The 25,231-nt window shown below is 68.8% G+C and carries 25 protein-coding genes and 2 pseudogenes; 5 read left to right on the plus strand and 22 right to left on the minus strand.

Annotated features, from left to right (window positions below; genetic code table 11):
- Nucleotides 1–262: 262 nt before the first annotated feature.
- From VGD70_RS09460 to VGD70_RS09485, 6 genes and pseudogenes are all read right to left on the minus strand, one after another.
- A complete protein-coding gene (locus tag VGD70_RS09460) occupies nt 263–3,481 on the minus strand; it encodes a S8 family peptidase (RefSeq protein ID WP_331080188.1) in 3,219 nt (1,072 codons plus the stop codon).
- A gap of 222 nt (nt 3,482–3,703) precedes the next feature.
- Entirely contained in the window at nt 3,704–4,717 is a 1,014-nt protein-coding gene (locus VGD70_RS09465) for a sensor histidine kinase (RefSeq protein WP_331080189.1), read from the minus strand.
- Nucleotides 4,718–4,927: 210 nt separating this feature from the next.
- Nucleotides 4,928–5,584 (minus strand): response regulator transcription factor, encoded by a 657-nt coding sequence (locus tag VGD70_RS09470; RefSeq protein ID WP_331080191.1) that lies wholly within the window; start codon nt 5,582–5,584, stop codon nt 4,928–4,930.
- Nucleotides 5,585–5,745: 161 nt separating this feature from the next.
- Nucleotides 5,746–5,943: pseudogene (locus tag VGD70_RS09475) on the minus strand (winged helix-turn-helix domain-containing protein); the annotation flags it as partial.
- Between the two features lie 40 nt (nt 5,944–5,983).
- On the minus strand, nt 5,984–6,799 hold the full coding sequence (locus tag VGD70_RS09480) for a class I SAM-dependent methyltransferase (protein WP_331080193.1): 816 nt from the start codon (nt 6,797–6,799) through the stop codon (nt 5,984–5,986).
- On the minus strand, nt 6,796–7,140 hold the full coding sequence (locus tag VGD70_RS09485; protein WP_331080194.1) for a hypothetical protein: 345 nt from the start codon (nt 7,138–7,140) through the stop codon (nt 6,796–6,798). Before VGD70_RS09485 ends, VGD70_RS09480 begins: the two co-directional genes overlap by 4 nt.
- Before the next feature lie 167 nt (nt 7,141–7,307).
- On the opposite strand from VGD70_RS09485, the gene VGD70_RS09490 reads away from it, so the two are divergent.
- Nucleotides 7,308–7,649: a hypothetical protein gene (locus VGD70_RS09490; RefSeq protein ID WP_331080195.1), complete on the plus strand. Its 342-nt coding sequence runs from the start codon at nt 7,308–7,310 to the stop codon at nt 7,647–7,649.
- On the opposite strand, the pseudogene VGD70_RS09495 reads toward VGD70_RS09490, so the two are convergent.
- Together VGD70_RS09495 and VGD70_RS09500 are read right to left on the minus strand one after the other, a co-directional pair.
- Nucleotides 7,636–7,716 (minus strand): annotated as a pseudogene (locus VGD70_RS09495) (SAM-dependent methyltransferase); the annotation flags it as partial. The gene VGD70_RS09490 and the pseudogene VGD70_RS09495 sit on opposite strands and share 14 nt — an antisense overlap.
- 331 nt (nt 7,717–8,047) lie before the next feature.
- Nucleotides 8,048–8,836, minus strand: a complete 789-nt coding sequence (locus tag VGD70_RS09500) for an alpha/beta hydrolase (RefSeq protein WP_331080271.1) — start codon at nt 8,834–8,836, stop codon at nt 8,048–8,050.
- A 329-nt stretch (nt 8,837–9,165) separates the two neighbouring features.
- Here VGD70_RS09500 and VGD70_RS09505 point away from each other — a divergent pair, with 329 nt between their 5' ends.
- Nucleotides 9,166–9,603, plus strand: coding sequence for a hydantoinase/oxoprolinase N-terminal domain-containing protein (locus tag VGD70_RS09505; protein ID WP_331080197.1), 438 nt, complete (start codon nt 9,166–9,168; stop codon nt 9,601–9,603).
- A 43-nt stretch (nt 9,604–9,646) separates the two neighbouring features.
- Here VGD70_RS09505 and VGD70_RS09510 read toward each other — a convergent pair whose 3' ends face one another.
- The gene (locus VGD70_RS09510; RefSeq protein WP_331080199.1) at nt 9,647–10,096 is read right to left on the minus strand and encodes a MarR family winged helix-turn-helix transcriptional regulator; all 450 of its coding nucleotides are present in this window, start codon (nt 10,094–10,096) and stop codon (nt 9,647–9,649) included.
- A 56-nt stretch (nt 10,097–10,152) separates the two neighbouring features.
- On the opposite strand from VGD70_RS09510, the gene VGD70_RS09515 reads away from it, so the two are divergent.
- Entirely contained in the window at nt 10,153–11,079 is a 927-nt protein-coding gene (locus VGD70_RS09515) for a zinc-binding alcohol dehydrogenase family protein (protein ID WP_331080201.1), read from the plus strand.
- 371 nt (nt 11,080–11,450) lie between these two features.
- Here the strand turns inward: VGD70_RS09515 and VGD70_RS09520 are convergent, their stop codons facing one another.
- Genes VGD70_RS09520 through VGD70_RS09545 form a run of 6 tightly spaced genes read right to left on the minus strand, consistent with a single transcriptional unit; the run spans nt 11,451 to nt 16,642 of the window.
- Nucleotides 11,451–12,182 (minus strand): alpha/beta fold hydrolase, encoded by a 732-nt coding sequence (locus tag VGD70_RS09520; RefSeq protein ID WP_331080273.1) that lies wholly within the window; start codon nt 12,180–12,182, stop codon nt 11,451–11,453.
- On the minus strand, nt 12,179–12,943 hold the full coding sequence (locus tag VGD70_RS09525) for an ABC transporter ATP-binding protein (protein ID WP_331080203.1): 765 nt from the start codon (nt 12,941–12,943) through the stop codon (nt 12,179–12,181). Before VGD70_RS09525 ends, VGD70_RS09520 begins: the two co-directional genes overlap by 4 nt.
- Nucleotides 12,940–13,716: an ABC transporter ATP-binding protein gene (locus tag VGD70_RS09530; protein ID WP_331080205.1), complete on the minus strand. Its 777-nt coding sequence runs from the start codon at nt 13,714–13,716 to the stop codon at nt 12,940–12,942. The genes VGD70_RS09525 and VGD70_RS09530 overlap by 4 nt, the downstream gene beginning before the upstream one ends.
- A complete protein-coding gene (locus tag VGD70_RS09535) occupies nt 13,713–14,705 on the minus strand; it encodes a branched-chain amino acid ABC transporter permease (protein WP_331080207.1) in 993 nt (330 codons plus the stop codon). The genes VGD70_RS09530 and VGD70_RS09535 overlap by 4 nt, the downstream gene beginning before the upstream one ends.
- Entirely contained in the window at nt 14,702–15,580 is an 879-nt protein-coding gene (locus tag VGD70_RS09540; RefSeq protein WP_331080209.1) for a branched-chain amino acid ABC transporter permease, read from the minus strand. Before VGD70_RS09540 ends, VGD70_RS09535 begins: the two co-directional genes overlap by 4 nt.
- Before the next feature lie 3 nt (nt 15,581–15,583).
- Nucleotides 15,584–16,642: an ABC transporter substrate-binding protein gene (locus VGD70_RS09545; protein ID WP_331080210.1), complete on the minus strand. Its 1,059-nt coding sequence runs from the start codon at nt 16,640–16,642 to the stop codon at nt 15,584–15,586.
- A gap of 245 nt (nt 16,643–16,887) precedes the next feature.
- Between VGD70_RS09545 and VGD70_RS09550 the strand changes: the two genes are divergently transcribed.
- Nucleotides 16,888–17,685: an IclR family transcriptional regulator gene (locus VGD70_RS09550; RefSeq protein WP_331080212.1), complete on the plus strand. Its 798-nt coding sequence runs from the start codon at nt 16,888–16,890 to the stop codon at nt 17,683–17,685.
- Here the strand turns inward: VGD70_RS09550 and VGD70_RS09555 are convergent.
- Genes VGD70_RS09555 through VGD70_RS09585 form a run of 7 tightly spaced genes read right to left on the minus strand, consistent with a single transcriptional unit; the run spans nt 17,682 to nt 22,923 of the window.
- The gene (locus tag VGD70_RS09555) at nt 17,682–18,404 is read right to left on the minus strand and encodes a class II aldolase/adducin family protein (RefSeq protein ID WP_331080213.1); all 723 of its coding nucleotides are present in this window, start codon (nt 18,402–18,404) and stop codon (nt 17,682–17,684) included. The two genes, VGD70_RS09550 and VGD70_RS09555, sit on opposite strands and share 4 nt — an antisense overlap.
- On the minus strand, nt 18,401–19,630 hold the full coding sequence (locus VGD70_RS09560; protein ID WP_331080215.1) for an FAD/NAD(P)-binding oxidoreductase: 1,230 nt from the start codon (nt 19,628–19,630) through the stop codon (nt 18,401–18,403). Before VGD70_RS09560 ends, VGD70_RS09555 begins: the two co-directional genes overlap by 4 nt.
- Nucleotides 19,630–19,824, minus strand: coding sequence for a ferredoxin (locus VGD70_RS09565; RefSeq protein WP_331080217.1), 195 nt, complete (start codon nt 19,822–19,824; stop codon nt 19,630–19,632). Before VGD70_RS09565 ends, VGD70_RS09560 begins: the two co-directional genes overlap by 1 nt.
- Nucleotides 19,825–19,839: 15 nt before the next feature.
- Nucleotides 19,840–20,646 (minus strand): 3-(cis-5,6-dihydroxycyclohexa-1,3-dien-1-yl)propanoate dehydrogenase, encoded by an 807-nt coding sequence (hcaB, locus tag VGD70_RS09570; RefSeq protein WP_331080219.1) that lies wholly within the window; start codon nt 20,644–20,646, stop codon nt 19,840–19,842.
- Complete coding sequence (locus VGD70_RS09575) at nt 20,643–20,963, minus strand: hypothetical protein (protein ID WP_331080221.1); 321 nt, start codon at nt 20,961–20,963, stop codon at nt 20,643–20,645. Before VGD70_RS09575 ends, hcaB begins: the two co-directional genes overlap by 4 nt.
- Complete coding sequence (locus tag VGD70_RS09580) at nt 20,960–21,544, minus strand: 3-phenylpropionate/cinnamic acid dioxygenase subunit beta (protein WP_331080223.1); 585 nt, start codon at nt 21,542–21,544, stop codon at nt 20,960–20,962. Before VGD70_RS09580 ends, VGD70_RS09575 begins: the two co-directional genes overlap by 4 nt.
- On the minus strand, nt 21,541–22,923 hold the full coding sequence (locus tag VGD70_RS09585; RefSeq protein ID WP_331080225.1) for a Rieske 2Fe-2S domain-containing protein: 1,383 nt from the start codon (nt 22,921–22,923) through the stop codon (nt 21,541–21,543). Before VGD70_RS09585 ends, VGD70_RS09580 begins: the two co-directional genes overlap by 4 nt.
- A 206-nt stretch (nt 22,924–23,129) precedes the next feature.
- Between VGD70_RS09585 and VGD70_RS09590 the strand changes: the two genes are divergently transcribed.
- Nucleotides 23,130–25,229, plus strand: coding sequence for a hydantoinase/oxoprolinase family protein (locus VGD70_RS09590; protein ID WP_331080227.1), 2,100 nt, complete (start codon nt 23,130–23,132; stop codon nt 25,227–25,229).
- The last annotated feature ends 2 nt before the right edge of the window (nt 25,230–25,231 follow it).

Here is a 25,231-nt window from a genome sequence, read left to right on the forward strand (position 1 = left end):
TAAAAGACAGGCCTGGTAGGTATTCAAAGTCCAGCCTTGTCAGATCCAGAAGTACCACCCCCAATCGTCGGCGTTTGCCGTGGATGGCGCCCAACAGCAGGCCCATTTATCCGAAGTCCTGCCCCAAGTAATCAGGCCGTCCGGTTCCGGATAAACAGGCGCGCTGAAAAGTTCGAACGAGGGTATGCACGAGACAACGGGAGGGCGGACGAGGTGCCGGCAGGGCCGTTACCTCGTCCGCCAGGAGGAGACGGGCTCCGGGTCAGCGCACGTGGTACGCGTCGATGATCGTCTGCTCGACGGTGTTGCCGTCGGTGTCGGTCGCCTTGGCGCGCAAGGAGACGTTGCCGCTGGCCGGGTGGTGGATCACCGCCTTGCCGTTGACCACCGGCACGTGCCTCCAGTGTGCGCCGTGGTCGAAGGAGACCTGGACGCGTAGCGATGCGACATCGGCTGGTTTGGCGCCGGGGTTGCGTTGCACGCTGACTGGCACCTCAACCACCCGGTTGCCGGGCGCGGAGTTGGTGGCGTCGAGAGCCGGGGTGAAGCGCACTACCTGGGCCGGCATCGCGGGATGATCCTTGTCGTTGGTGACCTCCCATACCACGCTGACCTTCGTCGACAGGTCGGTCCAGCCGCGGGTGGCCTCGGTCTCCACTCGGTACCGTCCGGGTGGCGGGGTGATGCCGTGGGTCTCGCACTGCATGGCGTTCGTCTCGCACAGCCTGGTGCCGTTCCGGTAGACGATGATGTGCGCGGTGTCCGTTTTCGACTCTCCTTCGGTGTCGCCGTAACTGCTGAACATCGGCACCTGGAACCGCACGTTCCCGTGAAGGGGGTCTTGTCGCGCCCAGCTGGCGTCGCCCGGCTCGGGCAGCGATGGCCCAAACACGGCGCCGTTCCACCGCTCCGTGTCGTGCGTGCCCTTCTGATAGCTCCGCTGGATCGCCACGTGCTGCGCGTCGGCCTTGTCGGGGTCCGGTGAACCCTGCTGGAACACGGTGGTCCAGGTGACGTCGTCGACGGAGAACAGCTCCTCGCGGGTGAACGGCAGCGTGATCGGCAACGGCGGCGCCGGGACCCCCAGGCCGGGGAACTTCGTCGGGACCGCGATCGATCCCTTGAAGGCGGAATTCCCCTTGCCCTGCGCCAGGTTCTCGGTGCGCACCGTGGCCAGGTCGGAGTCGAGGACCTGATGGGAGCCGGTGAACACCGTGCCAGGGCTGAAGAGGGCCAGATGGTAGACGTAGGGCGAGTCCGTGAAGGTCTTGTCCGCACCCGGCGCCGCCAGGGTCGCCCCCAGGACACCGGCGAACCTGTCCGCGGGAGCATCCGCGCCCAGCTGTGCCGCGCGCACCTTGCTGAGGTCTCCGCCCTCGGTCCAGCTTTGGCTGGTGCCGCCGTCATCGGCCATGGTGACAGCGCCCGTCACGCTGCTCGCCATGGTCGCGTCCTCGCGTTCCACGCCGACCTTGATCGGCTTGGTGGCGCGGGCGTCCACGGTGATCTTCCGGTCGGCCGACAGGTCGAGCCACGGCATCATGATGATGTCGTGGGTGCCGCCGTCGCCGGCGATGTCGGCGTCCATGACGTAGCGGCCCCTCGGTGCGCGGAACCGGATGCTGCCGTCCGGGTTGGCCGTCTGGTCGATGGTCACCGCGCCCGCGTAGCTTCCCAACCGCGGCATGAAGTTGGCGGCGGGCTTGCCGGCGCGGTCCAGCGCGTCGACCGTGACGTCGTAGCTTTCCACCTCGCGTACGACGGCGACCGGGGTGCGTACGGCCGTCCCGCCGGGTCCGGTCGCGACCACCGCGCCGGTGTAGTCGCCGTCCGGGTGGTTGCCTCGGGTGTCGGCCGCGACGTCGACGCTCGCCGTGCCGCCGGCGGGGACGGTCAGCGATGTGGTCGACAGGGTGAAGATCGTCGCCGGCGTGCCGTCGGGGCCGGTGGTGGACACCGTCAGCTTCAGCGGGACGTCGGTCTTGCCGGTGTTGCGGTAGGTCAGCCGGTGTTTGGTGATCGGGTCATCGTTGTGTGGCCATTGCGCTTTGCCGAAGCTGATGCTCGGCTGCTCGGGCACCACCTGCTGCATGATCGCCCGGGTCAGGTCGACCCGGCCGGCGCCCTGGCGGAACGGCGAGGCGCCGGCGGTCGGCGTCGCCGACGCCATCAGCGCGGCCTTCACCTGGGCCGGTGTCCAGTCCGGGTGCTCCTGGAACATCAGCGCGGCGGCGCCGGCGACATGCGGGGAGGACATCGACGTGCCGGTCCCTGTCATGTGCGGCTCGCCGGGCAGGCCCAGGTAGCCGTCCCTGGAGCGGGCGGCCACGATGCCCACGCCCGGCGCCGTGATGTCCGGCTTGATCGCGTAGTCACCCAGCCGCGGGCCCTGGCTGGAAAACGGCGGAATCGAGTCATCACGGTCGACCGCGCCGACCGAGAGCGCGGCATCGGCGGTGGACGGCGACGCCACCGTGTACTCCCCGCCGTCACCGAAGTTGCCGGCGCCGAGGACGAACAACGTGCCGTTCTTGGCGGTCAGCCGATTGATCGCCTCCTCAAGCGGCTCGTTGCTGCCGGGCTCGTCCGGACCGCCCGCGCTGATGTTGACCACCTTGGCGTGCTGCTCGGTCGAGGCCCACTCCATGGCCTCCAGCATCGCCGAGATATCACACCGCCCGTCCTTCAGGCACACCTTGCCGATGATCAGGGACGCGTCCGGCGCCACGCCGCGGTAGACCGAGTCGTGGGAGGCCACCGTTGCCGCGACGTGGGTGCCGTGCCCGCCCAGGTCGTCCGTGTCGGGCTCGGTGGTGAAGTTCTTCTGCGCCGCGATGTTGCCGACCAGGTCGGGATGGGCGGCGTCGACGCCGGAGTCCAGCACCGCGACCTTCACGCCCTTGCCGGTGTAGCCGGCCTTCCACGCGTCCGGCCCGCCGATCTGCGGGACACTGCGGTCCAGCTGCAGGTGAAGCTTTCCGTCCAGCCAGACCTTCTGCACCTCGCCGAGCAGCCGGTCACCGCTGGCCACCGCACGCCAGAATGTGTTGTCGCCCTTGGCCACCCGCAGCGCGGCGCCGTCGATCACGGACAGCGGCTGGACGTTTCGGGTGCCGGCCAGCGCTTGGCTACCCGCCCCGCCTTGCACGATCAGGGGGAGGTCGCCGCGCCCGCCGTACCCGTCCTTGTCCAGCAGGTCGACGTCGAACAGTTGCCGGTCGAGCTTGCCCTGGGCGACCAGTGACAACGCGTCGTCCGGGATGACGTACAGGTGGTCGCGGTCGCGGTCGATGACGAACCGCATTCCCTCGCGGCCCTTGCCGGCGACCGGCGTGACCTGCATGCTGCCCGCCGGTCCGAGCAGCACCGTGTCGCCGGTGATCAGGCTGACCGCGTGCCGGCCGTCCGGACTGCCGACGGGCGCGGCGGTCTGCCCTGTCGCCACCAACGTGGCGCCGAGCAGGAGGGCCCCGGCAAGCATTCCCGCCGCTGTGCCCAGCAACCGCTTTCGTGGCCGCCGGCCGGCAAGCCAACCGCGGCGTGGGTTGGGGTTCGGATCCATGTGATGAGCACTCGCAATCGGTTGTGTCCTACGGGGTCGTGCCGGGCTCTGCCACCAGGACCACGGCGCTGGGAATTAGAGCCGCAGCGACATTTCCCCGCCGTCACCGAGACGTTGACGCCGACGTGACGTCACCGTGCGTCACAGTGGTGCACGAGCAACATCGCGAGTGCTGTGCGGCGAAGCGCCATTTTCCTGACCGGGAACGTCGCTCGGAAGCGCCACGGTGACAACGAGCCCGCCGCCGTGGCGTGGTTCGGCGTGTACCTGGCCGCCGTGGGCGTTGGCCACGGCCCGCACGATCGACAACCCGAGGCCCGCGCCTCGGGACGTGGCGAGCCGGTTGGTGGCCAGCCGGTGGAACGGTTCGAACAGGTCCGGGACCTCGTAGGGAGGTATCGCCGGTCCGGTGTTGCTGACTACCAGCACGGCGGTGCCGTCCGGCCGGGTATCGCTGGTGATTCGTACCCAGCCGTCTTCGGAGATGTTGTGCCGCACGCCGTTCTCCACGCGATTCTGCACCAAGCGTTCCAGCAGCACGGCGTTGCCGGTGGTGGTGGCCGGTCGCGGTTCGGCGTGGATGGTGACCGTCTGTTGCGGTGTCTGGTCTATCACGTGCTCGACGATGTCGGCGAGGTCCACAAAGGAGCGATCGAGCACTTCGCGTTCGGAGCGGGCGAGCAGGAGCAGCCCGTCGATGAGTCGCTCATGGCGGGCGTTGATCTCCAGCAGTGTGCCGCCGAGCTCCCGTACCTCAGGTATCGCGGCGTTGCGGTGTAGCGCGATTTCGAGCAGGGAGTGGTTGAGGGTGAGTGGGGTGCGCAGCTCGTGGGAGGCGTTGGCGATGAATCGCCGCTGGCCGTCGAAGGAGTGGTCGAGGCGTTCCAGCATGACGTCGAAGGTGTCGGCGAGTTCCTTGATCTCGTCCGGTGGGCCGGTCAGCGCGATGCGTCCACGCAGTTCCCGGTCGGCCGCGGGGGCGTTGGCGATCCGTCGGGCGGTGTCGGTAACCCGGTGCAGTGGCTGCAGCATCCGTCCAGCGACCAACCAGCCGAAGCCGATCGCGGCCGCTCCCACTACCACGAGTGCGATCCCGCCCTGGGCGAGTAGCGCGTCGAGCGCGTCCTGGTTGGTGTCATCGACGGCCTGACTCACCGTGACACCCGCGGACGGGGCGCCGGCTCTTCGGTACCAGCGATATTCGGTTCGGAGACGGAGGAGTGGGAGTATTCGGAACCGTCGGATAGCCGGTGGGACACGAGGACATACGTCACCGCGAGCAGCAGCATGCCGGCAAGTAGGAAGAGCCCGCCGTAGACGAGGGTCAGTCGAACGCGGATAGTCAGTCTGGCGGGCCGCGGGCGGTCATGGGATCCGGTACCCCACTCCCGGCTCGGTCAGCACCACCGGCGGGTCGCCTAGTTTGCGCCGGAGTTTGTGGATCATCATGCGCACCGCGTGGGTGAACGGGTCCGCGTGTTCGTCCCATGCCTTCTCCAGGAGTTGTTCGGCGGAAACCGCGGCGCCGTCGACGCGGAGGAGTTCGGCCAGGACGGCGAACTCCTTGCGGGACAGCGGGACGTACCGGCCGTCGCGGTACACCTCGCGCCGGTTCGGGTCGAGCAGGATACCGGCGCGGTGCAGGATCGGTGGCGTAGCCGGGCGGGTTCGCCGGCCCAGCGCGGTGACCCGGGCCGACAGCTCTCGGAAATCGAAGGGCTTGGGCAGGTAGTCGTCGGCGCCAAGGGCCAGTCCGGTGATCCGGTCGTCGATATCGGCGGCCGCGGTCAGCATCAGCACACGCGTCGAGGTGTCGCCGCCGACGAGCTGTCGGCACACCTCGTCCCCGTGCACGAGCGGCAGGTCACGGTCGAGCAGCACGACGTCGTAGTCGTGCACACCGATCCGTTCCAGCGCGGCGTCACCGTCGTAGGCAACGTCCACCGCGTGCGCCTCGTCGCGTAGCCACCTGGCCACCGAGTCGGCCAGCAGCGGTTCGTCCTCGACCACCAGGATTCGCATTCCACCATGGTGATGCATGGTGACGTCATGTCGGCGTCAACGTTTTTCGGTGACGGCCAGGAAAGTCGCGCCGGCTCTAATCTGATGCGGTCTCGCGCGGCCGGCTGGGCGTTCGTCGGTAACCGGGAGATCCGCAGCCTGGCCGACGCCGTCATGACGGCTCATGGGATCCGGTACCCCACTCCCGGTTCGGTCAGCACCACGGGTGGCTCGCCGAGCTTGCGCCGGAGCTTGAGGATCGTCATCCGCACGGTGTGGGTGAACGGGTCGGCGTGCCCGTCCCACGCCTTCTCCAGCAGCTGCTCGGCCGACACGGCCGCGCCGCCGGCCCGCAGCAGCTCGGCGAGGACCGCGAACTTTCAAAACCAGATCTACATCACACTGCGCGAAAGACCCAGGCTAGAACCGGAACCGCACGATGCGGGTGGACCGTTTCATGCCCGGCAGCAGGTTCATGAGGCGGTACATGCGGCGTACGTTCGTGGGCGCCTTGGCCATCAGCACCGGTGAGTCGTTCATCGGCGCCTCGTCGACGTATTCGAGCCGCGGATGCCACTCGGCCAGCGCGGCCGGATCGTTGAAGCCGCAGTGGAACCGGGTGTCGTACTTGCGCAGGGTGGGGTCCCATTTCGAGGTGCGCCACGCCCAGACCGCCACCGTGTCGAACTGTATTTGGCCGGTGGGGAAGGCGTCGACGACACTGGTCAGCAGCCGCCGGACGTCGGTCTCGGTCAGGTAGGGCACCAGTCCCTCGGCGATCATCAGCACCGGCCGGCCGCGGGGGATACGGTCCAGCCAGGTCAGGTCGGTGACGCTGGAGCCGATCAGGGTGTAGTGCTCGCGCGGCGGCAGGAATTGTCGCCGCAGTTCGATGATGGCGGGGTAGTCCAGGTCGTACCAGTCGACGGTGGCGGGCGGGTCGATCCGGTACACCCGGGCGTCAAGGCCGCAGCCCAGATGCAGCACCACCGCGTCGGGGTGATCGGCGAGGAAGCTTCGGGCCCAGTCGTCGTGGGCCTTGGCGCGCACCACGGCGCCGAGGCCCATCTGGCTGGTGCCGAATCTGCGGTTGTCGTAGTCGGGGTCGAGGCGGCGCATCGCCTGCTCGGCGTATTTGTCGCCGAGGATCGGGTCCGGCAGCCGGTTGTCCAGTGCTTTGGCCCTGAGGACCGGGCTGAGGGTCTTCTGCACTCCGACGAGTTCGGTGTCTTTCACGCCAACGACACTAGTGTCGCGTGATTCTGGTGAGCTTCCCCGGTGAACGTCGCCCCGATGAACCGTGCGGTACGGGTTTGGCATCGGGCCAGGTCGAGGTCGATGAGCACGGCGCCGGTGAGGTCGAGGTCGGTGTCGGGCCAGAAGGTGTCGATTGGCTGGTTGGGATCGTCGCCCGGACGCAGGTGGGTGGCCAGGATACGTTGGGCGGTGAGACGGACCTGGCGTTCCTGTACGCGCTCCGTGTACCTGGTGCGGGTCGGCTCAGCGGCGTCGTCGTCGGGCGGTTCGGAGGGCAGGATGTAGGGCATGCGCAGGTAGGCACACAGGACGTTCACCACGGTCGGCCTCTGGTGGGGGTTGTCCTGAGCGAGGCGTTCCAGAGAGTAAAACCCGCCCATGCGTATTGGAGCCTTGTCCGAACCGAGCTGGTCGACGGACTTGGCGTATAGCTCGGTGACCGTCGTTCGGCGGCGTCACGCTCACTCGCCGCGGCCACACGCTCGGCGTGAGCCTGCACTCGGTCGCGCTGGGCCAGCTCGGCCTCCCGGTGACGCAGCTCGGTGTGTCGGACATCGAGCTCCAGTTCCTGGGTGCGCTGGCGGCGGGCCGCCAGGTACAGGGCGAACAGGCCGCCGCCACCCACTGCGATCGACGCGGCGACCTTGATCGCGTCGAGCTGCGCGTCGCCTTCTTCTCCACATCGGCCAAGGCCAGGCCGTCGATCCACTGCCACAGCACCACCAGCACCACGCCGGTGGCCGCGAGCACCAGCACAGCGACCACCAGCGCCATCCACTGCGGCAACGGTGTGCGACTTGGCGCGGCGCTATTCACCGTAGTTCGGTGAGCCCGTGTCGCCAGTCGGTCCAGTGGTGGACGGTGAGCACGGCCAGTGCGGCGTCGACTGCGTGGTCACGACGACTCCGGCTGCGCCTCTTCGCCGTCGCCGGACACCTCGTGCGCACCGACCGCCGAAACACCCTCAAAATCCCCGAAACCTGGCCCCGGGCCGACAACATCACCCACGCCCATTACCGACTCGCCACGCTGTCCACACCCTGACCCGAGCGCCCTGCCTCCACGAGGAACGACCGGAGCACCCGCAGAACCTGCTCAGCGGGCGACACCCCACGCCCTCAACCAGACACCATCCCGCCGAAGACCAACAACGCCAACCCAAGATCGACAGACCAAGATCACGAAAGATCGAGGCTAGGGCATGAGGCCTCCCGACAGTCCTTTGTCCTAAACAGACAGTTTGTCGAGGATGGCGGCTACCTCCGGTGCTCGGTACAGGAATCCGACGTGCGAGGTGTCCAGGGTGTGGACGTCGTACGGGTTGTCTGGGGTCAGCGCGTCCGCTTCGGCGATCAGCCTGTCCTGCATGGCGATCGGGAGCGAACGGTCATCGGTGAGCCGGATGTAGCTGCGGGCGATCGTGCCCCACGTGTCTGCCTGGACCCGAGCATCGCCCATCATCACCGACAGCGATTCGTCGGGTTGCAGGATGTTGAGGAAGGCTCGAAACTGCTCGTCGGTGGTATCGGCCATGATCGCCGCCTTGAGCTTGGCGAGCAGGTCGGGGTCGGACGTGCGGTAGTTGGCCCGGCCGACTCCGAGTTCGGCGGGATCACCCACGTTCAGCGCGGACAGGGGGCTCATCAGGTTGGCGGCGAACTCGGGCTCTCCCATGTACTCGATGGGGTTGGCACGCTCCACACAGGACCAGGCGGAGATGTACACGAGCCGGTCCACCAGGTCCGGCACCAGGTTGCCAGCCACGCTGATGGCCGTTCCGCCGAGACTGGCGCCCGCCAGCACGACCGGCCCGTGCTCGGCGACGCGGCGGATGACGTCGACGACCAGGTTGGCGTTGTCCCGCAAGGTGACCTCGGCGAGCGTCGAGGGCTCCGCCGCCCACGCGCCGAGATCCTGCGGCGCCTGGTAGGCGACCGGGTACTGCGCATCCAAGCCGTGCCCGGGGAGGTCGACGGCGAAGCTGCGGTGACCGATCAGCGCGAGTTCACGCTGGATCGGGGGCCCACATAAACGAACTCGAGCCGGAACCGTGCACCAGTACGAAGGTCGGTGCCGAGCGCGGGCGTGACGAGGTGTTCGAAGACATGAGAAGTCGTCCTATCGGATCAAGTGCGCCAGACGTCGCCGACGCGGAAAAGTGGGGTGCCAAGAACCGAGGCCTATCGACCGCGAGTGCCAACTGACGACACCGGCCGGAGGCCGTGCGGGTGTGACGGGCTGAACCGATCGTCAACGACCGGCGGAGCACCTATCTCAGGCGGTCCGGAAGCGGACGAACATGTAGACCATGATCGTTACCCTAACCGACGCTATGGCCCGCCGCGGTGGTTCTCGACAACGAGGGGACGACCCGCCTGCTCAAGACGCCCACGACGCTCGACGAGCCCGCCGTGGGGGTGTACAACGCGCTCACGCTCGCCGAGCGCGAACTCGACCTGCCGGCGGGCTCGCTGCTGGGCGAGGTCGGGTACTTCGGTCTCGGCACCACGGTCGCCACGAACACGCTGATCGAGCGAACGGGTGTGCGGACCGGGATCATCACCACCCGCGGCTTCCGGAACACCGTCCTCACGCAGCGCGGCATGGGGGCGTGGGCCGGCAGGGAACCGCACGAGATCGCCCACTACGCGCAGCGCAGGAACCCCGAGCCGATCGTGCCTTGGGAGCTCATCGAAGAGGTCACCGAGCGGGTCGACTACCGGGGCGCGATCCTCGCCCCGCTTGACGAGGACGACGTGCGCCGGGCCGTCAGGTCGCGGTAGTCAGACCGGCGGCGGCGCCCGGCTGGGTCAGGATCTCGATCTTCTAGCCGCCGGAAGCGTCTGTGCGCATCTCGTCCAGTGCCGCCACCAGCCGCCGTATGCCGGTGCGGGTGGTGTCGCGTTGCCGGGTCGGTAGCTGCGTGAACAGGCTGTCCTCGATCTTCGCGAGCGCGATGCGGGTGGCCTGCCACGCGCGGCGGCCGCGCGGGGTGATCGCGATGGTGCGCCTGCGGCGGTCGTCGGGGCCCGGTTCGCGGGTTGCGTGGCCGTTGGCCTCCAGTTCGTCCATGACCCGCACGACCTTGCTCTTGTCCAGGCCGAGGGCCTCGGCGAGCTCGAGCTGGCTCTGCGCGGGCTCGCCGATCAGGCGGGTCAGCACCTCGTAGCCCCACAGCGACAACCCCTGCGCGCGCACCGCGGGGAGCTCGAGGGTGCCGAGGTTGCGGTAGAGCTGGAGCGCGAGCCAGTGCAGGTCGTTCCGCGGCGAGGCCATGTCCGCTACTGTATCACCGTGAGATGATCTCACAGTGAATCTAATTGGAGGACGTTGTGCGGGCGTTTGTGTTGCGGGAGTACGGGACCGCGCCGATGGTCGAGGAACACGACGAGCCGAGGGCACGTGCCGGGCTCGTCGCGGCGCCCGTGCTCGCCGCCGGTGTGAACCCGGTCGACGTGGCGATCGCGGAGGGGATGCTCGGCACCGCCGAGCCGGTGCCGAGGGTGCTCGGGAACGAGGCGGTCGTGCGGCTCGACGGCCGGGTGGTGTACAGCCAGCGAACCTCCGGCTCGTTCGCCGAGACCACGCTGGTCGACCCAGCGGGTGTCCTCGACGTCCCGGACGGTGTCGAGCCGGCGACCGTGTTCCTCGCTGGCATCTCTGGTCAGCCGGCGTGGATCCCGCTCGAGACCACCGCGGGCCTGCGGCCCGGCGAGACCGTCCTCGTGCTCGGCGCGACGGGCGCGGCTGGGCAGGTCGCAACCCAGGCGGCCAAACTCCTCGGCGCGGGCCGCGTGGTCGCCGCCGGCCGGCACGCCAAGACCCTCGACTCGTTGCTCGACCGCGGCGCGGACGAGATCGTCATCTTGGGCGGCGATGACGACGCGGCGGCACTGCTCGAGGCGACCCGCGGCGGCGCGGACGTGGTGTACGACCCGCTGTGGGGAGCACCTTTCGTGGCCGCGCTGAAGGCCACCAAGCCGGGCGGCCGAACCGTCACCGTCGGCAGAAGCGCGGGCGAGCTGGACGCCGCGGTGCCCGTGTTCGCGTTCCTCGGCAAGTCGATGCTGACTTACCGCAACGGAGAAGCAGACCCACAGGTGATCGGCCACGCGTTCCGGCGGATGCTGCGGCACGCTGCGGCTGGCGAACTAGCCGTCGACACGACGACCTTCGCGCTCGAGCACGCGGCCACAGCGTGGGCAGCACAACAAGCCATGCCGCACGGCAAGATCGTGCTGCGAATGGACAACCACTGACCAGGCGCCGGACGGCCACGACGACACCGGAGGTTACAACGGAGGTTGCGAGCGATGTCGCTCTGAAAAGAGTGCCAACGTCCAATTAGCGCGTGCTGGCGCTTGGTGACGCCGTCGGGTCGGCGTGGAGGTGCATCACCTGGAGGCCGAACCGCTCGCGGTAGCGGTGCACCTTCTCGATGATCGCGCCGGGCTGCCGACCAGCGTGGAGCTGATCTCCTAGGCTGGCTCGATGAACGTCGTGTGGGCGAAGGTGCGCTTGGAGGAGTACCTGGCCTTGTTGGGGCGGTTCTCTCCGCGTACAACCTCGTCCGGGCAGTTTCGACAACCACGCCGCGTTCGGCCCTACATGCGAGGACATGCCTCTCGGCTCACTCGATGGCGACTTGGAGGGCCGCCGCCAACTCCTTCGGGTGGGTGAGCATGGCTTCGTGGCTGCCATCGCAGTCCACAGTTCTCGGGTTGGTGAGCCGGGCGGCGGCAGCGCGGTAGATCTCCTGGGGGACCGCCTGATCGCCGCGGAGGAACACGAAGCTCGATGGAGGTTGGTCGGTCCAGAAGCGGGCGAGCTGGATGGGTTGGTCGAACCAGCCGTATGGGCTGGGGACGAGCCTGCTGACAGTGTCGCGCAGCGTCGACTCCTCGGCGTCCTGCATGAACGTCGCCTGCCACATGTCCGCGGGGATCGCGACGGTGCGGTCGGGTGTCTGCGCGGCCATGGCGGCCACTGCCTCGGCCAGCTCACGCGGGAGGACGTCGTTGATGCACTCGCCGTTGTGGAGCACCCACGCGTCGACGAACACGACCCGCCGTACCTGGGTACGGAGTCGATCGGCCACGATCTGGATCACTGGGCCGCCGCCGCTGTGGCCGACGAGCGTGAAGTCGGTGAGTCCCTGCTCGTCGAGTTGGCGGACCAGGTCGTCGGCCATGTCATGGAGGGTGATGCCGGCGCGGTCCACGTCTCCTTCTTCGAGGCCGCGGAGTGTTGGTGCGACCACGTCGTGGCCGGCCGCGCGCAGGTTGTCGGCGACCGCGTCCCAGGCCCAGCCGCCCTGCCAGCCGCCGTGTACAGAACAATCTTCATTCGCTCTCTCCTTCAGCGCAACGGTTCGCGAATTCCGGTGGGCAGGGTGCGTTCGTGTCCCACATCGACCGGGTCGACGGCAGTGCCCAGGTAGTGCCTGCTGACTTCCTCGTCATTGCGCAGTGCGGCCGCGGTGTCGGCGCGGGTGATCGTGCCGTTCTCCACGACCACGCCGAGGTCGGCGATGTCGAGCGCGGCCGCCGCGTTCTGTTCGGCCAGCAGGATCGTCACGCCGTCGTCGACGAGTTGGCGCAGGACGTCGAGGATCTGCGCCACCAGCAGTGGCGCGAGGCCGAGGGACGGTTCGTCGAGCAGCAGTACGGAGGGCTCGCGCACGAGGGCTCTGCCGATCGCCAGCATTTGTTGCTGCCCACCGGAGAGCAGGCCGGCCCGGCGGCCGCCGAACTCCTCCAGGACGGGGAACAGCGTGAAGACGCGGTCGAGCCGGGGGTCATGGGCGCCGGCGCCCCGCAGGCCCACTCGGAGGTTCTCCAGCACCGTCAGTTCTGTGAAGAGCTGACGGCCTGCGGGGACGAGGCATAGTCCGTGGCGGGCCACCCGGTGGGCCGGTAGTCCGGTGATGTCGTCCGTGCCCAGCTCGACGGTGCCTGTTGTGGGGCGGTGCAGTCCGGCGATGCAGTGGAGCAGCGTGGTCTTGCCGGCGCCGTTGGCGCCGATCATGGCGACCATCGTGCCGTCCGGCACCTCACAAGACACGTCGTGCAGTGCCCTGGTCGCGCCGTACCGGGCCTCGATGTCGCGTACCGCCAGTTTCATGGCTTCACTCCCAGGTAGGCGGCGATGACGTCCGGGTTCGCCTGCACCTCATGCGGAGCGCCGTCGGCGATGACCTTGCCCGCGTCCAGCACCGTGACGCGGTCGCTGACCGTCATCACCAGCTCCATGTTGTGTTCGATGACGACGAGTGAGATCCCGCCAGCGCGGACGGCGTGCAGCGCCGCGGCGAGGTCGGCGGTCTCGGTGTCGTCGAGCCCGGCCGCCGGCTCGTCGAGCAGCAGCAGATCGGGGCCGGTGGCGAGCCCCCGGGCGACCTCGACGAGCCGTTGCGCGCCGGCGGGGACGTCGGCGGCCGGGGTGTCGGCGAACTGTTCGAGCTCGAGGAATGCGAGCAACTCGTCCGCGCGGCCGGCAGAGGCCCGTTCTTCCCGTCGTGTCCTCGGTAGGCGCAGGCCGTCGGAGAGGAACCGCGCCCGGGTGAAGCGGTAGGCGCCCAGCATGACGTTCTCGCGCACAGTGAGTGTGTGAACGAGCCGGGCCGACTGGAAGGTGCGGGCCAATCCCATGGCCGGCAGTCGGTGGGGGCGGGTGCCGGTGATGTCCTTGCCGGCGAACTCGACCCGTCCCGAGTCGGGCTTGGTGAACCCGGTCATCAGGTCGAGGAGGGTGGTCTTGCCGGCGCCGTTGGGTCCGATGATCGCGTGGACGGTGCCGGGTGCGACGGCGAGGCTGACCTGGTCGACCGCCGTGAGGCCGCCGAAGCGGCGGGTCAGTGCGTGCACGGCGAGCAGTGGCGCGTCGGAGGTGGTCATCGCATCACCAGTTTCTTGATCGAGCCCCAGACGCCGTGGGGGAGATAGGTGATCACGACGATGAGCACGACCCCGGCGACGAACGGGGACCACGTCGCGAAGCTCTGGCCAAACTCGGGCAGACCCTGAAGGACCAGCGCGCCCAGCAGCGGACCGACGAGGGTTCGCGCGCCGCCGAGCGCGAGCATGATCACGATGCTGAACACGACGGTCACCCCGACCACTTCCGGAGAGATGAACCGGAGGTAGTAGGCGTACAGGCTGCCGCCGAGCGAGGCGTACACCGCCGAGACGACGAAGGCGCTCGTCTTGTACCGAGAGGCGTTGATGCCCAGCATGGTCGCGGCCGCGGGGTCGGCGGCGATGGCGGACAGCGCGCGGCCGGTCTGAGACCGTTGGAGGTTGCCGACGAACCACGCGCCGAGCCCGCACAGGACCAGCAACAGGTAGTAGTTCGCCTCGTCGGAGAAGAACACCAGCGAGCCCACCTGCAGGCTCGGTATGCCGACGAGCCCGGAGGGACCGCCGGTGAAGTCGGTCAGACCGGCCGCGAGGGACTCGGTGATCACCGCGAGGCCCAGCGTGGCCAGCGCGAGGTAATAGCCGCGCAGGCGCAGGAACACCGCACCCAGACCCGCCGCCACCAGCGCGGAGATCCCCGCCATGACGATCATGGCGACCGTGGTGGGCCAGTGCCACGCGAGGGTGAGCAGACCGGCCCCGTAGCCGCCGATCGCCATGAACAGGGTCTGGCCAAGCGACACCTGGCCCGCGTAACCCATCAGCAGGTTCAGGCCCAGCACGATGAGGAAGAAGATGCCGGCGATCACCAACAGCCCGATCCAGCCCGGCACGAGGAACGGCAGAACCACCACGACTGCCAGGGCTGCCAGCGGCACCACCTTGCGGACCGTGGTGTTCGACGACCCGGCGCGACCGGAGGACGTGGGAGACGGCGTGGTGGGGGACGCCTCGGAACGGATGGTCATCGCCGCACCTCGCTCGCCTTGCCCAGCAACCCGGTCGGCCGCACCAGGAGCAGCACGATCAGCACCCCCATCGCGATCACCTGCGCCAGCTCTCCACTCATGTACCTGCTGAACACCCCTTGGAGCAGACCGAGCACGAGGCCACCGAGCACCGCTCCGATATTGCTGCCCAGGCCGCCCGCGACGGCCGCGATGAAGCCCGCGACGGCATACGGCGTGACCGTGGTGAACTGGAGGAAGGTCGCCGGGATGACCGTGGTGCCGGCGAGTGCGGCCATCGCGCCGGACAGGCTGAACGCGATCAGCCGGATCCGGCCGACGTCGACGCCCTGTAGTGCGGCGGCCTCGGGGTTGTTCGCCGTCGCCCGCATGGTCAGTCCAAGCTCGGTGCGTCGCAACAGGAACCACAGCGCTACGACTGCGAGAGCAAGGGCACCGACGATCCAGAAGTACTGGGAGACGATCCGCACGCCGCCCACCGTCACCGCGGTGTCGCCGGTGAACGGCTGCATCGTGTACGGCAGGTTGCCCCACACGAGCAGCAGCAGCCCGCCGATCGCCTGCAGCAGGCCGACCGTGACGAGCAGCATGCGGTCCGGCGTGGCGCGGGCTGCGGCCGGCATCATGATCACCCGGTCGACGCCCGCCAGCAGCAGTGCGAAGAGGACGACCACGATCAGCACCACCATAAATGGTGATACGCCCAGCCACTGCTGCACCGACACGGCGACCAGTGCTGCGAAGACGACGAACCCGCCCTGGGCGAGGTTGATGATGCGGCTCATCGAGTACACAAGGGACATGCCCAGCGCGATCAACGCGTACACGCAGCCGTCGGCGAGTCCACCGACGACGACTTGAACCAGTCCGCTCATCGGTCACCGCCCCACGTAGGTGATACGGCCGCCGCGGGCGTCGACGATGCCGACGTCGGCGGGACCGATGCCGCGGTGGTTGTCGTGGGCGAACGAGTAGGTACCGACCACGCCCTCGACGCCGCGCAGGTTCTCCAGGGTGTCCCTGACCTTGGCGGTGTCGCCGTTCGCGTCGTCCAGAGCGCGGGCGAGGAGCAGCACGGCGTCGTAGCCGACGCCGGGACCGAAGTCGGGCTCGCCGCCGAACCTGTCGCGGAAGTCTTTGTGGTAGCGCTCTTCCAGCTCGCGCACGGCGGGACTCGGGTTCTGCTGTTGCCACCAGAAGTCCCGCGTCGCGGGGATGAGCAGCGTCTCCGGCGCGTAGTCGGCGATGCGCTGCAGGAACGTGTACGTGAGGTTCCCGTCGGTGGTCGCGACCGGAAGCTTCAGGCCCATCTGGTGTACGCCCTTGAACGCGACACCGGCGGCCGCGCCGGTGCTCCAGACGACCAGGGCCTGCGGGTCGCCTGCTGTAGCGGCCTGCAGCTGCGAGGTCACCGACACCGCGCTCGGGCTGTAGCTCGCCTGGCCCACGAGCGTGAGCCCGGCGCCTTCGATCGCCTGCTGGGTCGCGTGCGCGCCGTCGATCCCGCTGGAGTCGGTGGTGTGGATGAGCCCGATGCGGGTGATGCCCTTGCTCTTCCAGTACCGCATGACACGGTCGGCGAGGACCGTCGTCGGTGCGCTGGCCGACCACTGGTAGGAGCCGGGATCCGGCTTGATGCCGGGAGAGAGGCAGTAGTTCACCAGGCCCGCACTCGCGGCGAGGGGGATCACCGCTCGGCAGGGGCCGGACAGGGACGGGCCGATGATGGCCTCCACGGCACCGAGCATCTTCCTGGTCTGGAGCACGGCCTGGGCCGGATTGCTCTGGTCGTCCGCGGTGCGCAGCTCGACGCGGTGGCCGTCGACGCCGCCATCGGCGTTGATCTCGTCCACCGCGAGCTGCGCACCTTGCAGCTCGCCGACTCCGAGCTGGCTGCCGTTCCCGGTCTGGCTGGTGATCAGCCCCAGCGCGAACACCGCGGAGTCGTCACCCGCGGCGGGCAGAGCACAACCTGTCAGACCGAAAAGGAGAAGGGCGGCGGCGGCAGATCGCCACCGGCGCCGCGATGCGGGTAACGAGACACCAACGACCATTGGTTCACCTATTTCTTCTGCTTTGAAGAACAGTGCTCTGTTTAGCAGTGAGCGAGCGAGAGAGTCAACCCATGTCGTTTTTCTGACAAGCAGTCGTGGTAGCGCTGACATGCACTACTATTTCTGCTATGAAGAAGACTGCAGGTGATCCGGCCGCGATCGAGCACACGTCCGCTCCGCAGTACCCGATCGAGTCGGTGGACAACGCCCTCCGGGTCCTGCTCCTGCTCGGGGAACGCAGCGAGCTGCGGTTGACGGACGTCGCGGAGTACCTGGGGGTCGCGTCGTCGACGGCACATCGGCTGCTCGCGATGCTGCAGTACCGCGGGTTCGTCCGGCAGGACGCGCGGTCCAAGACCTACCGGCCCGGCACGTCCCTGACCGGGGTGGCGTTCGCGGTCCTGCAGCGCTTCGACGTCCGTGAGGCGCTGCGACCGGTCCTGGAGGACCTCAACCGTTCGCTCGCCGAGACCGTCCACATCGGAATCCTGGACGGCACCGTGGTGCGGTTCATCGACGCACTGGAGAGTCCGCGCGCGGTGCGGGTGGCGTCCCGGCTCGGTCAGTCGATGCCGGCCAACTGCACCTCGACGGGTAAGGCCATGCTGGCCGAACTGTCCACTGACGACCTCCGCAGGTTGTATCCGAACGAGGACCTCGAGGCGCTCACCGGCAACTCCGTCCGCAACCGCACTGACCTGGAGCTGGAGATCGAGGTCATCCGGCGCAAGGGATACGCGACGAGCAGCGAGGAGAGCGAGGAGGGCGTGTCGTCGGTGGCGGTGGCGTTTCCTCGCGGCACCTCACCGATCCAGCTCGCGATGAACGTCGCCGTCCCCGTGACGAGGATGTCGCACAACGACGTCCGGCGGATCGGTGAGCAGCTCAGGGCGACCGTCGCCGACGCGACCAAGCTCCTGCACTAGGTCCGTCCCAGCCGGGCCATCTCGTGGCGCCAGGCCACGCCCTCGTGGAACGCGGGCCCGAGGTCCGGCAGCTCGGCGAGGTCCTTGGGCGGCAGGTCGACCGGCGTGCCGCCCGCCGTCACCACGGCCAGGGTCATCCGCGCGATGCCGTCGACCGACAGCGCCCGCAACACCGCTTCCTGCACCGACGAGCCGGTGCTGGTGAGGCCGTGTCCGCGCAACAGCACGACGGGATGGTCGCCCTTGGCCGCGACCATCTCCGCGGCGAGGCGCCGGTCGCGCACGAGAACTCCGCGTGGGTAGACCGGCACACCCGCGGCGGCCAGCTTGGTCCCCGGGATGTCGAACGCCCCGACGATGGGGTGGATGCGCAGGCCGGCGAGGTCCGCCGCGACGACGGATGGCGGGTGGGCGTGCACTACGGCCGTCACTGCCGGATCGGCGCGGAACACCTCGGTGTGCAGGGGCAGTTCGTTCGGCACCGACCACCCGTCCAGCTCGCCCGTCGCCCCGGGCGCGCCGTCGAGGTCGACAAGTCGGACGTCCTCGGCCGTGGTCCAGGCCAGCCCGCGCTCTTGCGGGCCGCGGCAACGTACGAGGACGTGGTCGGCGTCGACCCGGACCGAGATGTGTCCGAGGAAGCCGTCCGCGAGTCCCCGCGCGGCGAGCACTCGGCACCCGTCAGCGACGAGCTGCCGGGTCTGGTCGAGGTCGGTCATGAGGCACCTGCCGGGGTCGGGAGTTGGTGCACGCTGGCGATTCCTTCCTCATAGGACGCCTTCGCGGTCACGAGGCGGCGGATGACCAGGAGCGCCTTGGGCCAGTTGACAGCCGCGCCGCCGCACAGCAGGCCGTCCGCATCGCGGTACACCGCGGCGAACCGGGGCCGTTCGGCCCGGGGATCGCCGAGTACCTCGTGCCCGTCGCCACGATGTGGACGGCCGACGATCTGGATGCGCCAGTCGTACTGGTCGCTCCAGACATACTCGGTCGGCTCGTAGGCGTGGGGTGCGCCGGGATGAACGATGTTGTGTGCCACGCAGTTGGCCTGTTCGACGGCGTTGGTCCAGTGTTCGACCCGGACCCGTTCGTCGTGGCCCGGGTGGTACCAGCGCGCGATGTCGCCGACCGCGTACACGTCCGGCCGGTCGACCGCGCGGCAGAACCTGTCGCACACCAGCCCGTCCTCGACGAGCAGCCCGGACGTCTCGAGCCACGACACGTTCGGTGTCGCGCCGATACCGGCCACCACGACGGCGGCGCGCAGGACCGCGCCGTCGGTGAGCGTCACCGTCAGGTCGCCGAGGTGCCCCTCGATGTCCTGGACGCCGGTCCCGAAGTGGGTGGCGACGCCGTGGCGGCGGTGCACGTCACCGACCAGCGCGCCGACTTCGGGTCCCAGCACCCGGCCGATGGGGCACGGCAGCGGGTCGACGACGGTGACCTGCCGGCCGGCCGTGTGCAGGGTGCCGGCGATCTCCGCGCCGATGAACCCGCCGCCGACCACCACCACAGGGCCGCTTGTGTCCAGGTCAGTGCGGAGCCCGCGGCTGTCGGCGACGGACCGGATCACGCGCACCCCGGACTCCGCCGGCCACGGGGCGAGCCGGGCGGCCGAACCGGTGGCGAGAACCACGGTGTCGTAGGAGATCCGAGTGCCGTCGGCGAGGACGACGGTGTGGCCGGCGACATCGAGGTGCTCGGCCGGGACACCGAGCCGCAGGTCGATCCCGCTGGCGGCGGCGGTCTCCCGGTCCAGCAGCGTGATCCGACTGGTGTCCCACGTACCGGCGAGGAAGTGTTTCGACAGCGGTGGTTTGTCGTACGGCAGGTCCGGTTCTGCGCCGACCAGCACGACACGTCCGTCGTACCCCTTGGCGCGCAGCGCCTGCGCCGTGCGGACGCCGCCCACAGACGCGCCGACGATCGCGACGGTGCCGGGCATCAGTCCGACACGGTCAGTGCGCTGACCGGGCAGCTGAGGGCGGCGGTCTCGACCCGAGCGCGGTCCTCTTCGTCGATCACGTCCTTGCGCAGCACCACCGTGCCGTCGTCGTCGATGTCATACACGTCGGGCGCGCCGGTGACACAGTTGCCGTACCCCTCACACACGTCGTGGTCGGCGGTGACCTTCGGCATGGTCTCCTCCTCTGGTCAGGATCGCTTCTTCGGTGCGGCGGACACGCCGATCCCGCCGTCGGGGTGGACGGTCTCGCCGGTGATCCCGCGGGCCCGTCCCGAGGCGAGGAACACATAGCTCCAGGCGTGGTCCTCGCCGCTGAGCGCGACGCGAAGCGGCACCCGCGCGGCGAGCTCAGCGGCGCGGTCCGGCGTGTCGCCAAGGCTACGGTCGGCGGTGCCCAGGCTCGGCAGGCCGCGCAGGTCGGTGCCCACGGTGCCGCCGGGTGCTACGCCGTTGACGCGGATGTCCGGTGCGAGGTCGTGCGCCAGCGCGGTGACCAGGCCGCGTACGGCGAACTTGGACGCCAGGTACAGCACGCCGCCGCGACCCGGGTAGTAGGCGGACGTCGACTCGGTGAGCAGCACGACGCCCTGGCCAGACTCCTTCAGTGCCGGCAGCGCGGCTTTCACCGAGTGCAGGTGGCTCTTGACGTTGGTGCGGAACATCTCGTCGAATGCGTCGTCGAGCACGTCGGCGTCGATGTCGGTGATGCTGCGGTAGAAGTCGAACACCCCGACGCAGTTGACGAGCAGGTCGAGGCCGCCGAACGCGTCCACTGCCGCACACACCGCCTCGTCGTTGGCGGCTCGCGTCGTCGCGTCTCCCACTACGACCGGCACTTCGGGCCGGGCCGCGGCGAGGGCGTCGGCCTTGGCCCGATCTCGTTCGAGCACGGCGACCCGTGCGCCTTCGGCGCCGAACGCGTCCACGACGGCCCTGCCGATACCCGAGCCTGCGCCGACGACCAGCGCGCGACGTCCGTCCAGCCAGCCGGTCACGGAGTCTCCTCGTCCGCGGTCTCCGTGACGAGCGGTCCGAACGGGTGACCGATCATGGCCGAGAACGTCGCCGTGCTCTGCCAGGTCAGCGCTTCGAGTTCCAGGGGGCAGAGGGCGACCCACTGGCCCGACTTCGGCGACTCGACCAGCAGCCGCGCGCCGTTGCGGGTCTCCACTCGGCGGACCTGGATCTCGGCGAACTCGTTCGCGATGCGCAGCGGTTCGCCCGTCGCTCTCGCGAGCAGCTCGGCGTGCCGGGCGGCCGCCTCGGTCGCGGCCCTGGCGTCCTCCTCTTCGCCTTCCCATTTCAGGTTCATAGGAAGATCGCCAGGTTCTGCATGCGGATCACCGAGTCGTCGACGAGGATCACGCGACGGGCGAGTCGCCACCCGTCCGCCGTGCGGCGCAGCAGGTCCTCGCGGCCGGCCGAGACCAGCGCGCCGGCGAGCACGTCCCCCCGGCTACGGAACAACAGGGTGGCCGACTCCACGACGAGGTGGTCCGGTTCGTCGGTGGCGAACGTGCGCACGTTCGACAGGTGGTGCCGCAGACGCGACGGCGGGTCCTCGGTCCACGCGTGTTCGGTGAGGAACCGGGCGACGCGGCGCGAGAGGGAGTACTTGTCCTCGTCGAAGTGCGCCATCCCGGGTGCGGTGTCGAACCCGGCGCCCACCGCCGTGGTGACCCGGACCGGCATCAGGTAGTGGACGTCGTCGGTCAGCAACGCCAACCAGTCCTCATAGGACTGTCCATCGAGCAGCCAGGCCTCGTCGACCAGCCACTGGTGTGCCTGTAGGTGGCGTGGGTCGTCGAACGGCAGCGGTGTTCCGGCGCGCTCGAGCCGCGACGCGTGCGCGCCGAGCACCGACCGGCTGGAGTGGGTGGCGGGCGAGGTCATGCGATCACGCCCTCGCCCGCATTACCGACCTCGACGGGCGCGGCCGACTTCACGGGGCGCTCGAGGTGGTCTGCCCATCGGGCGAGCAACTCGCGTTGGTTGTACTCGCTGTAGCCGGTGTGCGCGACGCCCGGGCCATGGAACTCTTCGCGGGTGAGTGCGGGGGAGACCTCGGTGCCGTCCTCGAGGACACCCATCCGGCTGTTCAGCCGCAGCCTGCGGGCCATCGACCCGGCGGCGGTGTTCGTCAGCGACACCCAGTTCTCGACGTCGTCCTGTTCGAACATGCCGGTCGACCCGAAGCACATCAGGTATGCCTTGTAGGACAACGCCTTGTACTCCTCGGGCGCCTCGGCGTCCACCGCGAACCAGGACAGCACCTCGGTCTCGTTCTCGCTCACCGGCTGCCACTGCCGCACGGAGATGAACGGCAGCACGTCGTCGGACTCGGCCACCTTCGGCCAGTTGTGCACAAAGGACAGGTTCGGGAAGACCGACGCCGCCGAGATCATGAAGCCGTCCTCGCCGATGACCTTCTGCTGGTCGGCGGAGAGACACTCCTTCATCCGGTCGACCATCTCATGCGGGTACCCGACGTAGCGGGTGCGTTCGTCGAAGTCGCCCGGCGGCAGCTTGTAGGTCGTGCCGCCGCCGTTACCGGCCCAGTAGGTGGCCCCGTCCTTGCGCTTCTCCGCCTTCGGCTCGCGGAACAGTCCGATCTCGACGACGGACGTGTGCGTCTGCGGCGTGTGGTACATGTCGCCGGCGAAGTTCTCGGCGCCGATCTTCCAGTTCGCCTTGATGCGCCAGCGTTGTGGGCCGCGCAGCTCGATGCCGCTGCGGCTCTGCTTGGTGTAGTAGTCGAGGTAGAACCTGAAGTCGCCGAGGAAGTCGGTCAGCGGTGGCGCGTCCGGGTCCAACGAGATGAAGATCATTCCGTTGTAGCTGTCCAGGTTCGGCGCCGGCAACAGCCGCTGTCCCTTGCGCCGGAAGCCGTCCTCGCCGCCGTAGGCCTCCCGGTGGAACGGCAGGCCTACGATCCGCCCGTCGTTGCGGTAGGACCAACCGTGATAGGGGCACCGGAAGTGCGATGCGTTGCCGATCTCGGCACGGCAGACCTGCATCCCCCGGTGCAGACACATGTTGAAATGCGCGCGCACCACGCCGTCCTCGCCGCGGACGACGATGAACGAGTCGTCCAGAACCCGGCGCACCACGTAGTCCCCCGGCTTCGCGATCTCCGACTCGTGTGCGACGAACACCCAGGCCCTGCCGAAGATCCGCTCCCTCTCCAACTCGAAGATCTCGCGGTCGTTGTAGATGTGTGCCGGGATCATGCCGCGGCGCACATCGGACAAGGTGCCGGACTGGTCGGTCATCCTGGTGATCCCCTCGGTGTGACCACTGACTTCTCTACTAGTCAGAACTTAACTCTGGCCAGTAGAGCACTTGGTGGTTCAATGGGTCAACCTGGTCCAACATCCATCTCTGTCTAACAGAGACGACGACTGGACAACAGAAGATGTCGGGGTTACGGTCACGCTGCCCGGTAGTACCTGGTCAACGAGGACGAGAGGGGCTGCCCGTGACCTATGTGATCGGTATCGACATCGGTGGAACCTTCACGGACGCGTTCGCGGCGGACGAGTCCGGACGTGTCGCTGCCGCCAAGACGCCATCGACCCCACCCGACTTCTCCCAGGGCTTCCTGACGGTGCTCGACGAGCTGGCCGCCACGCTCGGTGTAGCCACAGAGGACCTGCTCGCCGACACCCACTACATCGTCCACGGCACCACGTCCACGTTGAACGCGCTGGTCACCGGCGACGTGCCGATGGTCGGCTTCCTGACCACGCGCGGCCACGCCGACTCGATCGCGATCATGAACCTCGAAGGGCGGTACGCCGGGCTCAGCTCGGACCAGGTCCAGGACATGGTGCTGACCGACAAGCCGAAGCCGCTCGTTCCGCCGCACCTGATCAGGGAGATCGACGAGCGCGTCGACCACAAGGGTCACGAGGTCGTGGCGCTGGACGAGGAGGGCACACGGGCGGCGATCCGTGAGCTGATCGCAGCGGGCGCGCAGGCGATCGCGGTGTCGCTGCTGTGGAGCTTCCGCAACGACGCGCATGAACGGCGGGTCGGGGAACTGATCGCGGAGGAGGCGCCCGCGGCGTACGTCGCGCTGTCCTGCGACGTGAGCCCGCGGATCCGGGAGTACGCACGGAGTGCGACGACCATCATGAACACGCAGGTCGGGCCTCGGTTGCGGGACTATCTGCGGCCCATCGAGGCCGAGCTACGCGACCGCCGGTTCGGTGGTTCGCTGCTGGTCATGCAGGGCTCCGGTGGCTGCGTCGACTCGAGCGTCGCGCCGTCGCGCGCCATCACCACGATCGGGTCGGTGCTCACCGGCGGCGTTGTCGGCTGTACCCGCCTCGCCGGCGCACTCGGCCACCGCAACGTCATCTCCACCGACATGGGCGGCACGACGTTCCTCGCGGGGCTCGTGGTCGACGGCGAGCCCGCGGCCACCACGTCCACCGTGCTCAACCAGTACCAGCTGAATGTGCCGATGGTTGACGTACATACCATCGGCGCCGGTGGCGGTGCCATCGCCTGGGTCGACGCCGGCCGCAACCTGCGGGTCGGACCACGCAGCGCGGGCGCCCGCCCCGGTCCGGCCTGCTACGGGGAGGGCGGCACCGAACCGACGGTGAGCGACGTGGACCTCCTACTGGGCATCATCAATCCGGACAACTTCCTCGGCGGGCGGAAGAAACTGTCGAAGGACCTTGCCGCCGACGCGGTCCGCACCCACCTCGCCGAGCCGCTCGGCATGTCCGTGGACGACGCGGCGGCGGCGGTCTACGCCATCCAGAACGCCCAGACCGCCGACCTGGTCCGCAAGGTGGTGGTCACCTCCGGCCAGGACCCGCGTGACTTCGTGCTCTACGCCTTCGGCGGCGCGGGCCCCATGCACTGCGCGAGCTACGCGGCCGACCTCGAGATCGCCGAGGTTGTCGTGCCGCTCGGCTCGACCGCGGCGGTCTTCTCCGCCTACGGGCTCGCCGCATCGGACATCGTCCTCACTGCGGAGCTGTCCGCACCGGGCAACTTTCCGACACCTGTCGACGACTTCAACGCCGCGTTCGCGCAGCTGCGGTCCGAACTGGACGGTCGACTGGCCGGCCAGCGGTTGAGCTTCGCCGATGTGGCGTACCGCAACGAGGTCGACATGCGCTACACGATGCAGCTCGCCGAGGTGTCCACCCCGGTGCCGGACGAGCAGGTCACCGACACCGGGCTCGCCGCGGTGGCGACCGCGTTCGGCGACCGGTACGAACGCTTGTACGGCAAGGGATCCGGCTTTGCCGAGGCCGGGCTGCAGCTGATCACCTACCGCACCAAGGCGGTCGGCGTGCTGCCGATCCGGCCACAGCTCGGCGAGGTCGGCGCCGCCACCGGCGCACCGGCGCCGAGCGGCACACGCCGGGTGTTCCTGGACGCCCGCCGTGGGTGGCAGCCCGCGGACATCTTCGACTACCGGGACCTCGCGGCCGGGCACGAGCTCAAGGGCCCGGCCGTGGTGGAGGCGCCCACGACCACCGTCGCGCTGCCCGAGGGATGCATCGGCCGAGTCGACCGGCTCGGCAACCTTGTCATCCGATACACCAAGGCCTGAGA

It is taken from the genome of Actinophytocola sp. (genome assembly GCF_036402745.1).
GTDB lineage: Bacteria > Actinomycetota > Actinomycetes > Mycobacteriales > Pseudonocardiaceae > Actinophytocola.

Excerpts from the sequence above, each read along its gene's own strand:
- VGD70_RS09470 (WP_331080191.1), bottom strand. The coding sequence starts at position 5,584 with ATGCGAATCCTGGTGGTCGAGGACGAACCGCTGCTGGCCGACTCGGTG.
- VGD70_RS09575 (WP_331080221.1), bottom strand. The coding sequence starts at position 20,963 with ATGAACCTGAAATGGGAAGGCGAAGAGGAGGACGCCAGGGCCGCGACC.
- VGD70_RS09535 (WP_331080207.1), bottom strand. The coding sequence starts at position 14,705 with ATGACCATCCGTTCCGAGGCGTCCCCCACCACGCCGTCTCCCACGTCC.
- VGD70_RS09555 (WP_331080213.1), bottom strand. The coding sequence starts at position 18,404 with ATGACCGACCTCGACCAGACCCGGCAGCTCGTCGCTGACGGGTGCCGA.
- VGD70_RS09510 (WP_331080199.1), bottom strand. The coding sequence starts at position 10,096 with ATGGCCTCGCCGCGGAACGACCTGCACTGGCTCGCGCTCCAGCTCTAC.
- VGD70_RS09580 (WP_331080223.1), bottom strand. The coding sequence starts at position 21,544 with ATGACCTCGCCCGCCACCCACTCCAGCCGGTCGGTGCTCGGCGCGCAC.
- VGD70_RS09460 (WP_331080188.1), bottom strand. The coding sequence starts at position 3,481 with ATGCTTGCCGGGGCCCTCCTGCTCGGCGCCACGTTGGTGGCGACAGGG.
- VGD70_RS09565 (WP_331080217.1), bottom strand. The coding sequence starts at position 19,824 with ATGCCGAAGGTCACCGCCGACCACGACGTGTGTGAGGGGTACGGCAAC.
- VGD70_RS09560 (WP_331080215.1), bottom strand. The coding sequence starts at position 19,630 with ATGCCCGGCACCGTCGCGATCGTCGGCGCGTCTGTGGGCGGCGTCCGC.
- VGD70_RS09530 (WP_331080205.1), bottom strand. The coding sequence starts at position 13,716 with ATGACCACCTCCGACGCGCCACTGCTCGCCGTGCACGCACTGACCCGC.
- VGD70_RS09585 (WP_331080225.1), bottom strand. The coding sequence starts at position 22,923 with ATGACCGACCAGTCCGGCACCTTGTCCGATGTGCGCCGCGGCATGATC.
- VGD70_RS09525 (WP_331080203.1), bottom strand. The coding sequence starts at position 12,943 with ATGAAACTGGCGGTACGCGACATCGAGGCCCGGTACGGCGCGACCAGG.
- VGD70_RS09540 (WP_331080209.1), bottom strand. The coding sequence starts at position 15,580 with ATGAGCGGACTGGTTCAAGTCGTCGTCGGTGGACTCGCCGACGGCTGC.
- VGD70_RS09550 (WP_331080212.1), top strand. The coding sequence starts at position 16,888 with ATGAAGAAGACTGCAGGTGATCCGGCCGCGATCGAGCACACGTCCGCT.